Source organism: Bradyrhizobium sp. LTSP885 (genome assembly GCF_000938305.1).
Classification (GTDB): domain Bacteria; phylum Pseudomonadota; class Alphaproteobacteria; order Rhizobiales; family Xanthobacteraceae; genus Bradyrhizobium.
Genome location: NZ_JYMT01000021.1, coordinates 422,260 through 435,167, shown reverse-complemented (window position 1 = coordinate 435,167; position 12,908 = coordinate 422,260). Strand labels below are relative to the sequence as shown.

Below are 12,908 nucleotides of genomic sequence, written 5' to 3'. Positions count from 1 at the left end.
GCAAAGCCCTGATCGATGCCGGCGCTTTTATCGACCGCACCGCGCAACCATCTGTCGTTCGGCTTCGGCGTCCGCCGAAGCGCACCTTCATTCCAAATCGTCGAAGTCTTCCGGCGCAAGCTTGAGGGCGGCCGCACGCACATTATCCTCCAGGTGATCGATGGATCGCGTGCCGGGGATTGGCAGCATGACAGGTGATTTGGCGAGCAGCCACGCAAGCGATAAGGCTGCGTGCGTGAGACCGCGACGCGAGGCGACCTGCTTGATCTTGAGCGCCTTCAGGCCGCGTTTGCCGCCCAGAGGATACCAGGGCAGAAAAGCAATTCCAAGACGCTCGCACGCGGCGAGTACGTCTTCGCTGGTTCGGTTTCGCAGATTGTACGGGTTCTGAACCGACACGATCGGTGTGATGGAGCGCGCCACTTCGAGCTGCGCAACGGTGACGTTCGAAAGGCCGATTTGGTGGATTTTGCCCGAGCGCCGCAGATCAGCCAGCGCTCCAACCGACTCAGCAAATGGCACATTGGGGTCAGGCGCATGGAGTTGATACAGATCGATGCGCTCCAGCCGCAAGCGCTGCAGGCTGCCTTCAATCGCGCGCCGCAAATGGTCGGGGCGGCCGTTCTCGACCCAGGATCGGCGGTTTGGCCGCACTAGGCCACCTTTCGTGGCAATGACCAAACCCGGAGGGTAGGGATACAACGCCTGCGAGATCATTGTCTCATTCGCCTCGGGGCCGTAGCTATCCGCGGTGTCGATGAAATTCACGCCGAGCTCGACCGCTCGATGCAGAACCCGATTGGTGTGCTCCCGATCCCTTGGTCTTCCCCAGGCCGAATCTCCGCATAGACGCATTGCGCCGAAGCCCAACCGGTTAACTGTCAAGTCGCCAAGGTCAATTGTTCCAGCAAGCGCCGCGCCTTTATATGGAGCCTGATTCACCCGCAACTCCATCTTGTCGAAACCGCAACACTCATGCGCTGCATTCTCGGGAAAAGGTCCGCCTTGGCACTTTTCGAAAGTGTCAGCCTCGGTGCGTAAACTCTTGCGGGCGACGTTGATCGTCAAGCGAGAGACAAGCATAACCGGTGAGCCTTGGGCGGCCTTTACGGTCACATGCGCCGCATCTACACTGGCTGAAATTGCAATTTCTCGCGTGCCTTCGCTCGCAATGACGGGGTTATAAAATTCCGGCATAGCTGCGCGAGCCAGATGCGAAGGGAATAATACGCTCGCCTGGCCTAAGCCCTCGGCATGAGGCCGCGCCAATGCGCGTCCCATCCCCGAGGCCATGATGGACCAGATTGCCGCTCACCAGGACAACGCGACCAGCACCGACTGGCCGGTTGCAATCTACCGCACGCTGAAGGATTTTCGCGTGGCGCAAGTGTCGTATGTCCCTGACGCCGGGCATTCCACGCTGATCAAGCTGTCGCACGCGGATGCCGATATCAAGACCACGGTCCTGACCACCGAGGAGGAAGGCGTCGCGTTGTCCGCGGGCGCCTGGCTCGGCGGCGATCGCGCGGTGCTCTTGATGCAATCGAGCGGCGTCGGCAATTGCGTCAACATGCTGTCGCTAATGGCGAGCTGCCGCTTCCCGTTGCTAACGCTGGTGACAATGCGCGGCGAATGGGCCGAGTTCAATCCCTGGCAGATCCCGATGGGCAAAGCGACGCCGAAGGCGTTCGAAATCATGGGCGCCACCGTGCTGCGGCTGGAGGACCCTGATGATACCGAGGAGGTGATCTCGGCCGCCGCCTCGCTCGCCTATGACGGCGACCAGCAGGTCGCGGTGCTGATCGCGCAGCGGATGATCGGGCGCAAGAAGTGGACGAAGGAGACGCACTGATGTCAGCCCCAACAGGAACTCTCGATCGCCGCGCCACGGTGAAGGCGCTGCTCGCTGAGCGCGGCAACCTGCTCGCGATCTCCGGGCTCGGCTCCTCGACCTACGATCTGTTCGATGCCGGCGATCATGCCGGGAACTTCTATCTCTGGGGCGCGATGGGGGGAGCAGCGATGATCGGGCTTGGCCTGGCGCTGGCGCAACCGAAACGCCCGGTGCTTGTTATCACCGGTGATGGCGAGCAATTGATGGGGATCGGCAGCCTGCTGACGATCGCGACCAAGCAACCCGGCAATCTCTCGATCGCGGTGCTCGACAACGGCCATTTCGGCGAGACCGGGATGCAGCTCAGCCATTCCGGCCTCGGCGCCAAGCTCGAGGTGATCGCGAGTGGCGCGGGCATCGGCTCGGTCAGCGATATCGCGGACATGGCCGGGATCGAAACCTTTCGCAGAGGGTTGCGGGATGTCCATGGTGGCACACAGCTGGCGCGGATCCGCATCGCGTCCGGCGAGGTCGAGCGCGCGCTGCCGCCGCGTGACGGCGTATATCTGAAGAACCGCTTCCGCGGCCATCTCGGCTTCGCGGTGACGTGATGCGCAGACGCGCTCAGGCGAGCTGGATGTCCCAGAGTCCCTCGGCGCGCAGCGCGGCGACCTCGTCGCGCAACAGCTTCGCGATCAGCGTCATCGCGTTGGAGCCGGCATGCTCGACCGGCGAGGCCAGCGTCAGCTCGCGGCGCGGCGCGGGCCGTGCGATCGGCGCGGTCTCGAGCCGGCCGTCCGCGACCTCGGCACGCACCGAGGATGGCGGCAGCAGGGTGTATCCGAGCCCCTCCTCGACCAGGCTGGTCAACACCCGGAACGAATCCGCTTCGAGCTTGACGTCGAGATTGATCTTCTTCTTCGCCGCGGCATGTTCGAGCAGCGCACGGAGACCGTGCGAATGACTGGGCAGCACCAGGCGCTGGCGCATCAGCCAGCCGAACTCGACCTGCTTCTTCTGCTTCAGCCCGCTGCCGCGCGGGCCGACCGCGACGATGCTATCGCGGCCGAGGGTCTGCACCGCCAGATGCAGATCGACCGACGGCCCGTAGATCACGGCCAAATCCATCTCACCGCGATGCAGCCACTCGATCAAATGCCCGCTGTAGCTTTCGACGATGCAGAGCGAGATGCCGGGAAACTGTTCCACCGTGCGCCGCGCCAGCCGCGCCGACAGCACGCAACTCACGGTCGGCACCAGCCCGAGCACCACACGGCCCGACGGCGCGCCGCCGGCGGACTGGATGTCGTCCCTGATCTGGTCGATCTGCCGTACGATACCACTGGTGCGCGCGAGCAAGAGACGGCCGGCATCGGTCAGCACCATGCCGCGACCGTTGCGCGTGAACAGATCGGTGCGCAGCTCGTGCTCGAGCAGCTTGATCTGGCGGCTCAGCGCCGGCTGCGCCACCCGCAACGTATCGGAAGCTTTGCTCAAGCTTCCGAGTTCCGCTACGCAGGCAAACGTCCTAAGCTGGCGGAAATCCATACTTGCCAATCCTGGAAGGCAGGTTCATACGCTATAACAAACGAGCATAGGGGGTTTACCGGGGCCCCACAATGGCGGGCGCTTCGCCCGCCATTAGGGCCTTTATTTGACGCGTTTTCTTCACGCGAACCGGTACCCACTTCGCTCGAAAACGCTCTGGTGCAACCTCTCGACAAGAAGCAACAATGACCGCACACGACCCGCAACAGGACGAGCATTCCGACATCCGCGACGCCGTCGCAAAACTCTGCGCCCAGTTTCCCGGCGAATACTGGCGCAAGCTCGATCGCCAGATGGCCTATCCGAAGGAATTCGTCGATGCGCTGACGGAGGCCGGCTATCTCTCGGTGCTGATCCCCGAGGAATATGGCGGCGCGGGCCTGAAGCTGTCTGCCGCCGCGGCAATCCTGGAAGAGATCCAGCGCGCCGGCTGCAACGGCGGCGGCTGCCACGCCCAGATGTACACAATGGGCACCGTGCTCCGGCACGGCAACGACGCGCAGAAAGCAAAGTATTTGCCGAAGGTCGCGACCGGCGAGTTGCGGCTGCAGGCGTTCGGCGTCACCGAGCCGACCAGCGGCACCGATACGTCATCGCTGAAGACCTTCGCGCGCCGCGACGGCGACCATTACGTCGTCAACGGCCAGAAGATCTGGACCAGCCGCGCCGAATATTCCGACCTGATGATCCTGCTCGCGCGCACCACGCCGAAGGATCAGGCCAAGAAGCGCACGGATGGGCTTTCGGTATTCATCGTCGACATGCGCGAGGCGAAGGGCCACGGGCTGGAGATCCGCCCGATCAGGACTATGATGAACCACGCGACGACCGAAGTGTTCTTCACCGACATGAAGGTGCCGGCGGAGAATCTGATCGGCGAGGAAGGCAAGGGTTTTCGCTACATCCTCTCCGGCATGAATGCCGAACGCATCCTGATCGCCGCCGAATGCATCGGCGATGCCAAATGGTTCATTGCGAAAGCGACCAACTACGCCAAGGAGCGCAGCGTGTTCGGCCGGCCGATCGGCCAGAATCAAGGCATCCAGTTCCCGATTGCAAAAGCCTACGCCGCGATGCGGGCGGCCGAGCTGATGGTGAAGGAAGCCACCCGCAAATATGAAGCCGGACTCGACTGCGGCGCCGAGGCCAACATGGCCAAGATGCTGGCGGCCGATGCGTCCTGGGAAGCGGCCAATGCCTGCGTGCAAACGCATGGCGGGTTCGGCTTCGCGGAGGAGTATGATGTCGAGCGAAAATTCCGCGAGACGCGGCTCTACCAGGTGGCGCCGATCTCGACCAATCTGATTTTGTCGTTCGTGGCCGAGCATGTGCTCGGCATGCCCCGCTCCTACTGAGTTCGCGCCCATGTTGCCGCTTGAGGGATTGATCGTCATCGCCGTCGAACAGGCGGTTGCCGCGCCGTTCTGCTCGTCACGCCTGGCCGATGCCGGCGCCCATGTCATCAAGATCGAGCGCCCCGAGGGCGATTTCGCCCGTGGCTACGACGCCGCGGCGAAGGGACAGAGCAGCTATTTCGTCTGGCTCAACCGCGGCAAGGATTCGGTGGTGATCGATCTGTCCACCAAGGGTGGCCGCGCCACGCTGGAAGAATTGATCGCCAGCGCCGACGTGCTGCTGCAGAACCTCAAGCCCGGCTCGATGGACAAGCTCGGCTTCGCGCGCGAGCGGCTGCGCAAGGACTATCCGAAGCTGATCATGTGCACCATCACCGGCTATGGCGATACCGGACCCTATGCCGACCGCAAGGCCTATGACCTGTTGATCCAGGCCGAGAGCGGCCTTGCCTCGCTCACCGGCGGTCCCGAGGGCGCCTCGCGGGTCGGCATGTCGATCGTCGACGTCGCGACCGGCGCAACCGCGCATGCATCGATCCTCGAAGCGTTGATCGGACGCGGCCGCACCGGGGACGGCGCCGACATCCGGATCTCGATGTTCGACGTGATGGCCGACTGGCTCACCGTGCCGCTGCTCAACGCCGAGGATGGCAAGCCGCCGCAACGCATCGGCCTCGCCCATCCCTCGATCGCACCCTATGGCGTGTTCCGCTCCAAGGATGGCAAGGAGATCCTGATTTCGATCCAGAGCGAGCGCGAGTGGAAGATACTTTGCGCCAAGGTGCTGGGACAGCCGGATTTGCCGAACGATCCGCGTTTCGCCAACATGGTCGAGCGCGTGCGCAACCGCGCCAAGACCGACCAGATCGTCAGCGACAGTTTTGGCAGGCTGACGCGCGACGACTTGCTGGCGAAGCTTGCCGAGGCCGACATCGCGTTTGCCGAGGTCAACACCATGGCCGACCTCGCGATGCATCCGCATCTTCGTCGGATCGAGGTCGACACGCCGAGGGGCAAGGTCAGCTATCCGGCACCGGCCGCGATTGTCATAGGCGAAGACAGACATTACGGCGCGGTGCCTGCCATCGACGAACGCACGAAACGTTCTTAAAGAAACTCCTGCCCGGGTCATTCACATGAGCGACACACTCGACCTCGATCATCTCCGCCAGTGGATCGGCCGCAGCACTGACGCAACCGACGTCGTCACCGCGCATCTGGTGATGGGCCTGCGTGCGACGCTGTTCCAGGAGATCGGCGAGCCGAAGCCGGGCGATGCCGCGCCGTGGACCACGCATTGGTGCCTGGGTCAGCCGGTGTTTCCGATGTCGCAACTCGGCCCTGACGGCCACCCGACCCGCGGCGGCTTCCTGCCGCCGGTGCCGCTGCCGCGCCGGATGTGGGCTGGCGGCGAGTTGGAATTCTTCGATGCCTTGCGTGTCGGCGACGCGCCGAAGCGGACCTCGCGCATATCAGACGTCACCGTGAAGACGGGCTCGACCGGCACGCTGTGCTTCGTCTCGGTCAATCACGAGGTGACGACATCGCGCGGGCTGGCGATTCGCGAGCGGCAGGACATCGTCTATCGCGAGATCACGACCACGCCGTCGGTAGCGCCCACCAAGGCGCCTTCTCCCCCGCCCGTCGCCAAGCATCGCGAGAGCCACATGGCCGATCCGGTGCTGCTGTTTCGCTACTCGGCGCTGACCTTCAACGGCCACCGCATCCATTACGATCGCGATTACGTCACCAAGGTCGAGGGCTATCCGGGCCTGATCTTCCACGGCCCGCTGCAGGCCGCGTTGATCGTCGAATTCGCCGCCAAGCTGCATGGCGGCCAGCCGCCGAAGAGGTTCGTCTACCGCGGCCTGCAGCCACTGTTCGAGGGCAGCGAGTTCTCGGTCAATGCCAGCGACAAGGACGGCGGCCTGGAGCTGTGGACCGCGAACTCCGAGGGACAACCGACCATGAAGGGCACGGCGAGCTGGTGAGACAGTGAGGTCTGAGTAACCGCCTCCGGACGCACGAACGCAAACTTGACTTCACGAAGCAATCCATCAACAGGTGGATTGCTTCGTCGTTTCTGCTGCACGCAATGACGGAGTACCAAGAAACCACCAATGGGAGCCGCCCGATGTCATCCCGCAAGCCCGCCGCCGCCAGCAAATCCGTCACCGTCAAGGACGCCACCTTCGGCCTGTTGCGCGCGTTCGGCATCAAAAAGGTATTCGGCAATCCCGGCTCGACTGAACTGCCGTTCCTGAGCGACTGGCCCGACGACATCGACTATGTGCTCGGCCTGCAGGAGGCCTCCGTCGTTGGCATGGCCGACGGCTATGCGCAGGCCACCCGCAATGCCGGTTTCGTCAATCTGCATTCCGGGGCGGGCGTCGGCAACGCGCTCGGCAATATCTACACCGCGCACCGCAACCAGACGCCGCTCGTCATCACCGCCGGACAGCAGGCGCGCAGCATCCTGCCGCTGCAGGCCTTCCTCTACGCCGAGCGGGCATCGGAGTTTCCGAGACCTTATGTGAAATACAGCGTCGAGCCGGCGCGCGCCGAAGACGTGCCGGCCGCGATCGCGCGTGCCTATTACGTCGCGATGCAGCCGCCCTGCGGCCCGACCTTCGTCTCGGTGCCGATCGATGACTGGAGCCAAGCGACGCAGCCGATCGAGGCGCGCCAGGTCAGCCGCGAGCTCGGTCCGGATACGTCAGCGATGAAGACGCTGGTGGCCGCGCTTGCCGACAGCAAGCATCCGGCCCTCGTCGTCGGTCCCGGTGTCGATCGTGCGGAGGCCGTCGACCTCATGGTCAAGGTGGCCGAGCGGTCGAAAGCGGCAGTCTGGGTCAGCCCGTTCTCGGCGCGCTGCTCATTCCCGGAACGCCACCCGCAATTCGCAGGCTTCCTGCACGCCTCGCCCGGCCAGCTCTCGGACGCGCTGCGCGAGCACGATGTTGTGGTCGTGATCGGCGCGCCGGTGTTCACATTCCATGTCGAGGGTCACGCCGCGATCTTCGACGGCGCGACAGCGATCTTCCAGATCACCGACGATCCGACCGCGGCCGCCGTGACGCCTGCAGGCCACAGCATCGTCGCGACCATGAAGCCGGCACTAACGATGCTGCTCGATCTGCTGCCGGACACGGCGCGCGTGGCACCTGCCGGCCGCACGCTTCCAGCGGCGCCTTCGGCCGCCGATCCAATCCCGGTCGAATACGTTCTGCACGCGCTCGCAACGGCGATGGGGCCGCAGGATGTGCTGGTGGAAGAAGCCCCGTCACACCGGCCCGCGATGCAGAAATTCATGCCGATGCGCGGCCAGGACAGTTTCTACACCATGGCGAGCGGCGGCCTCGGCTACAGCCTGCCCGCATCGGTCGGCATGGCGCTGGGGCGCCGCGAGGGCCGCATTGTCTGCCTGATCGGCGACGGCTCGGCGATGTATTCGATCCAGGCGCTGTGGACCGCTGCCCAGCGCAAGCTGCCGCTGACGGTCGTCATCCTGAACAATTCCGGCTACGGCGCGATGCGCTCGTTCAGCCAGGTGATGCAGGTGCGCAATGTGCCGGGCCTCGACCTGCCCGGCATCGATTTCGTCAAGCTCGCCGAGGGCATGGGCTGCGATGCCACGCGGGTGACGACATCGGCCGAGCTGGCGAGCGCCTACAAGCGCGGCCTGTCGCATCAGGGCGCGAGCCTGATCGAGGTGATGGTGGATTCGGCGGTGCCGCTGCTCTACGCGCCGAAGGGGTGAGGGACAAAGAGCCTTCGTCATTCCGGGATGGTCCGAAGGACCAGACCCGGAATCTCGAGATTCTCAGGCGCGCAATTGCGCGCCATAGTTCGATGCTTTGCATCGCCCCGGAATGACCTGCGGTCACTTCCCGTACGTTTCCCGCATCTTCGCCTGTATCTTGGCCATGCCGCCGATCCAGCGGTCGTAATTCTCGGTCTTGTTGCGCATGTAGCCGAGCACCTGCGGGTGCGGCAGGATCAGGAAAGTCTCCTCGTCGAGACCCTTCAGCACGTCCTGTGCGACCTGCTCCGGGGCAAGGTCGCCGTCGCCGGATTGCGGGCCTTTGGGAATTCCGCGCAGCATGTTGGTGTCGACGCCCTGCGGGCAGAGGATCGAGACCTTGATGTTGTCGGCGCGGTGCGAGATCGCGAGGTTTTCCGCAAAGCCGACCGCCGCATGCTTGGTCGTCGAATAAGCGGGACTGCCGACCTGCGACAACAGGCCCGCGGCCGAGATCGTGTTGAGAAAATAGCCGCCGCCGCGCACCTTCATGCGCGGCACCAGATGCCGCGCCGCATAGACATGCGCCATGACGTGGATCGCCCAGCTCCGCGACCACGGTTCGTCCGAGCTGCCGCCGGCATTCACCGACAGCGGATCGAAGCCGCCGCCGATGCCGGCATTGGAGCAGAACAGCGCGATCGGGCCGAACATGCGCTCGGTCTCGTCGATCACATGCAGGATGTTCTTTTCCTGCCCGACATCGCATTTGAACGCCGCGCCGCCGACCGACGCTGCAACCTTCTCGGCCGCAGCATGATCGAGGTCGACGACCACGACCTTGGACGCGCCGGCGGCGTGGAACGCCTCGCACATGGCCTTGCCGATGCCATTGCCACCGCCGGTGACCACCACGACTTTACCTGCCACCTGCATGGCCATCCTCCCGACATCTTGATCGTTTCGGGAGCATGATATCGTTCGCGTCGTGTGGACGCTAGCTCGCCAGCACGACGTCGAACACGGCCATGTAGTGGCAGGCGGCGCCAAGCAGGACAAAGCTGTGCCAGATCGCGTTCTGGAAGCGCAGCCGTCGCCAGGCATGGAAGATCACACCGAGGCTGTAGAGCACGCCGCCGGCGAGCACGAAGCCGAGCGCCATGGCCGGCAGCACCTTGACCACGGCGTCATAGAGCATGATGCCGCTCCAGCCCATCGCCAGATAAAGCCCGACCGACAGCCGGTCGAACCGGCCAGGATAGACCAGCTTCAGCCAGATGCCGACGATCGCCACGCACCAGACGCCTGCGAGCAGCGCGATGGCGAACCAGCTGTCCTTCACTTCCATGATCAGGGGCGTGTAGGTCGCGGCGATCAACAGATAGATCGCCGAGTGGTCGAAGCGGCGCAGCACCCATTTGGCGCGCGACACCGGCCAGAGATTATAGGTCGCCGACAGCACCAGCATGGCGAGCAGGCCCGCGACATAGACCGACACCACGGCAACGTCGAGCGGGCTGGCATAGACCGCGGTCAGCACGATCAGCGCGGTGGCTGCAATCAGCCCGAAACAGACGCCGACAATGTGCACGACGCCGTCGGCGATCACTTCGGCGCGGTCGTAGTTCCAGAACACGGCGCCGGCCGCATGGATCGAGGTCGAGGCAAACTGCTTCAGGCGGAAGACCGTCATACCGGGGGCTTTCCTCAGTGCCGATAGAACATGGGTATCGCAGGTGCGGCGGTGAGTTCAATCCCGTTGCAATCCCCTTGCAATCCTCTCGCCTGCAAAGGCGCCAGAAGTGTGAAGCTTGATTTTGGCGCGATAATCGCCACCTTGCGGGTGATCGCCTGCCCATTTTTTGGCCCTCCCGCCGGTTTTCCCTCAACGCGCCATGGCCCTCAGCTTTCTAGATATTGTCGAGGAGGCGCGTCTCTCGGCACGCGCGCTGCTCGACTATGGCGAGGGCTTTTTCAACCCGACCGTGCGGCTCGGCGTCACCGGCCTGTCACGCGCCGGCAAGACGGTGTTCATCACGGCACTCATCCACGGGCTGACGCGGGGCGGCCGCTTCCCGGTGTTCGAAGCCTATGCCTCCGGGCGGATCGCCCGCGCGCGCCTGGAGCCGCAGCCCGACGATGCGGTGCCGCGTTTCGCCTATGAAAATCACGTCCGCACCCTGATCGAGGAGCGGCGCTGGCCGAACTCGACCACCGACATCTCCGAGCTCCGGCTCGTGATCGACTACCAGCGACAAAACGGCGCGGACCGCACGCTTACGCTCGACATCGTCGACTATCCCGGCGAGTGGCTGCTCGACCTGCCATTGCTGAACAAGAGCTTTGAGCAATGGTCGGCCGAGAGCCTTGCGCTGTCGCGCGAGCCACTGCGCGCCAAACTCGCCGCGCCCTGGCACGACTATCTCAAGACGTTGCAGCCGGAGGGGCGCGAGAACGAGCAGGCCGCGCTGACCGAGGCAAGGCTGTTCACCGACTATTTGCGTGCCTGCCGCGACGACCGCTTTGCGATGAGCCTGCTGCCGCCCGGCCGCTTCCTGATGCCGGGCAATCTCGCCGATACGCCGGCGCTGACCTTTGCGCCGCTTGACGTGCCGGTGGACGGCAGCGCACCCGAGGGCTCATTGTGGGCGATGATGCGGCGGCGTTACGAGGCCTACAAGGATGTCGTGGTCCGCCCATTCTTCCGCGACCATTTCGCCCGGCTCGATCGCCAGATCGTGCTGGCGGATGCGCTCGCCGCGTTCAATTCGGGACCGGAGGCGCTGCACGATCTCGAGGCCGCGCTGGCCGGCATCCTCGACTGCTTCCGGATCGGCCGCAGCACGATCCTCAACGCGCTGTTCCGGCCGCGCATCGACCGCATCTTGTTCGCGGCAACCAAGGCGGATCACCTGCATCATCAAAGCCACGACCGGCTCGAAGCGGTGCTGCGTCGGATCGTGGCCAAGGCCGCCGAGCGCGCCGAATATGCCGGCGCCGCGATCGACGTGGCCGCGCTCGCCGCCGTGCGCGCCACCCGCGAGGCGCAGGTTGCGCGCGGCCGCGACAGACTGCCGTCGATCCTGGGCACGCCGGCGCCGGGCGAGATCGCCAATGGCGAAACGCTGGACGGCGAGACGGAGGTCGCGACCTTTCCGGGCGATTTGCCCGACAATCCCGAGGAGCTGTTCAGGGGCGAATTCCGCGGCCTCTCCAGCGCCGGCGCCGAGGCGGCCGATTACCGCTTCCTTCGCTTCCGCCCTCCGAAACTGGAACGAAACGGCGATGCCGAGCCGGTGCTGCCTCACATCCGCCTTGACCGCGCCCTCCAGTTCCTGATCGGAGACAAACTGCAATGAACGAGAAGACGCCCCCGCGGCGGCCGGCGACGTTCAAGCTCGGCGATCCCGGCGTGGTCGTGATGGATACCGAGGACACCGGCCGCCTCGCCCGCGGCACGATCCAGATTGTGCCCGAAGCGGAGCCCGCACAACTGCCCGTGCCAGTCGATGTGCCGCTCGTGCCCGTGCGCCGCGGCTTCCGCTGGGGCGCACTGTTCTGGAGCTCGGTCGCAGGCCTCGTGCTGCTCGGCACCGGGCTCGGCGTCATCAATTTGATCGAGGATCTGTTCGCACGCAACGAAGGCCTCGGTGTCCTCGGGCTGGCGTTCGCCGTGATCGCGGCGGTGGCGCTGCTGGTCGTGATCACGCGCGAAGCGGTCGGCCTGGCGCGGCTTGCGACCATCGAGAAGCTGCATCTGCGTGCGGCCGAGGTGCTCGTCAGCGACGACCGCGCGGCGAGCCGGGTGATCGTGGCCGAACTCATGAAGCTCGCGCACCAGACCCCGCGGCTCGCCCGCGCCCGCAGCGCGCTGCAGAGCCACACCGATGACATCATCGATGGCGCCGACATGATCCGCCTCGCCGAGCGCGAATTGATGGCGCCGCTGGATGAGGAAGCGCGGCGGCTGGTGTCGTCGGCGGCGCAGCGCGTCTCCGTCGTCACTGCGGTGAGCCCGCGCGCGATGATCGACGTGCTGTTCGTGTTCGTGGCCTCGTTGCGGATGATCCGGCAATTGGCGCGGCTCTATGGCGGACGGCCCGGCGCGCTCGGCATGGTCAGCCTGATGCGCCACGTGATCGCGCATCTGGCGATCACCGGCGGCATGGCGGCGAGCGACAGCCTGATCCAGCAGATGCTCGGCCACGGCATTGCCGCCAAACTCTCGCAGCGGCTCGGCGAAGGCATTCTCAACGGCCTGTTGACCGCAAGGCTCGGCCTCGCCGCGATCGACGTGACCCGCCCACTGCCGTTCAACGCACTGCCCCGGCCCGCGCTAGCCGATCTCGCGAAGGATCTTTTGCGCAAGCGCGAGGATGAGGACTAGATCTCGGCGGCCGAGCAGGGCCGGAATTATAATTAACGCTTC

General features: G+C 64.8%; 12 protein-coding genes. 8 read left to right on the top strand and 4 right to left on the bottom strand.

Annotated elements, in window-relative coordinates; genetic code table 11:
* Positions 1-87: 87 nt before the first annotated feature.
* Positions 88-1,197 (bottom strand): aldo/keto reductase, encoded by a 1,110-nt coding sequence (locus UP09_RS15945; protein ID WP_349643911.1) that lies wholly within the window; start codon positions 1,195-1,197, stop codon positions 88-90.
* A 94-nt stretch (positions 1,198-1,291) separates the two neighbouring features.
* Here UP09_RS15945 and UP09_RS15940 point away from each other — a divergent pair, with 94 nt between their 5' ends.
* Together UP09_RS15940 and UP09_RS15935 are read left to right on the top strand one after the other, a co-directional pair.
* Complete coding sequence (locus UP09_RS15940; protein WP_156164622.1) at positions 1,292-1,852, top strand: thiamine pyrophosphate-binding protein; 561 nt, start codon at positions 1,292-1,294, stop codon at positions 1,850-1,852.
* Positions 1,852-2,445: a thiamine pyrophosphate-dependent enzyme gene (locus UP09_RS15935; RefSeq protein WP_044539108.1), complete on the top strand. Its 594-nt coding sequence runs from the start codon at positions 1,852-1,854 to the stop codon at positions 2,443-2,445. Before UP09_RS15940 ends, UP09_RS15935 begins: the two co-directional genes overlap by 1 nt.
* Positions 2,446-2,458: 13 nt before the next feature.
* Here the strand turns inward: UP09_RS15935 and UP09_RS15930 are convergent, their stop codons facing one another.
* A complete protein-coding gene (locus UP09_RS15930) occupies positions 2,459-3,382 on the bottom strand; it encodes a LysR substrate-binding domain-containing protein (RefSeq protein ID WP_044539107.1) in 924 nt (307 codons plus the stop codon).
* A 185-nt stretch (positions 3,383-3,567) separates the two neighbouring features.
* On the opposite strand from UP09_RS15930, the gene UP09_RS15925 reads away from it, so the two are divergent.
* The 4 genes from UP09_RS15925 (at position 3,568) to mdlC (ending at position 8,497) form a co-directional block, all read left to right on the top strand.
* Positions 3,568-4,737, top strand: coding sequence for an acyl-CoA dehydrogenase family protein (locus UP09_RS15925; RefSeq protein WP_044539106.1), 1,170 nt, complete (start codon positions 3,568-3,570; stop codon positions 4,735-4,737).
* A gap of 10 nt (positions 4,738-4,747) precedes the next feature.
* Positions 4,748-5,848 (top strand): CaiB/BaiF CoA transferase family protein, encoded by a 1,101-nt coding sequence (locus UP09_RS15920; RefSeq protein ID WP_044539105.1) that lies wholly within the window; start codon positions 4,748-4,750, stop codon positions 5,846-5,848.
* A 25-nt stretch (positions 5,849-5,873) separates the two neighbouring features.
* Positions 5,874-6,728, top strand: a complete 855-nt coding sequence (locus UP09_RS15915) for an HTD2 family dehydratase (protein WP_044539104.1) — start codon at positions 5,874-5,876, stop codon at positions 6,726-6,728.
* Between the two features lie 143 nt (positions 6,729-6,871).
* Positions 6,872-8,497, top strand: coding sequence for a benzoylformate decarboxylase (gene mdlC, locus UP09_RS15910; RefSeq protein WP_044539103.1), 1,626 nt, complete (start codon positions 6,872-6,874; stop codon positions 8,495-8,497).
* Positions 8,498-8,620: 123 nt separating this feature from the next.
* On the opposite strand, the gene UP09_RS15905 is transcribed toward mdlC, so the two are convergent.
* Together UP09_RS15905 and trhA are read right to left on the bottom strand one after the other, a co-directional pair.
* On the bottom strand, positions 8,621-9,415 hold the full coding sequence (locus UP09_RS15905; protein ID WP_044539225.1) for an SDR family oxidoreductase: 795 nt from the start codon (positions 9,413-9,415) through the stop codon (positions 8,621-8,623).
* Between the two features lie 61 nt (positions 9,416-9,476).
* A complete protein-coding gene (gene trhA, locus UP09_RS15900) occupies positions 9,477-10,172 on the bottom strand; it encodes a PAQR family membrane homeostasis protein TrhA (RefSeq protein WP_044539102.1) in 696 nt (231 codons plus the stop codon).
* A gap of 202 nt (positions 10,173-10,374) precedes the next feature.
* Here trhA and UP09_RS15895 point away from each other — a divergent pair, with 202 nt between their 5' ends.
* The gene (locus UP09_RS15895) at positions 10,375-11,838 is read left to right on the top strand and encodes a YcjX family GTP-binding protein (protein WP_044539101.1); all 1,464 of its coding nucleotides are present in this window, start codon (positions 10,375-10,377) and stop codon (positions 11,836-11,838) included.
* Positions 11,835-12,866, top strand: coding sequence for a YcjF family protein (locus UP09_RS15890; protein WP_044539100.1), 1,032 nt, complete (start codon positions 11,835-11,837; stop codon positions 12,864-12,866). Before UP09_RS15895 ends, UP09_RS15890 begins: the two co-directional genes overlap by 4 nt.
* Positions 12,867-12,908 lie beyond the last annotated feature (42 nt).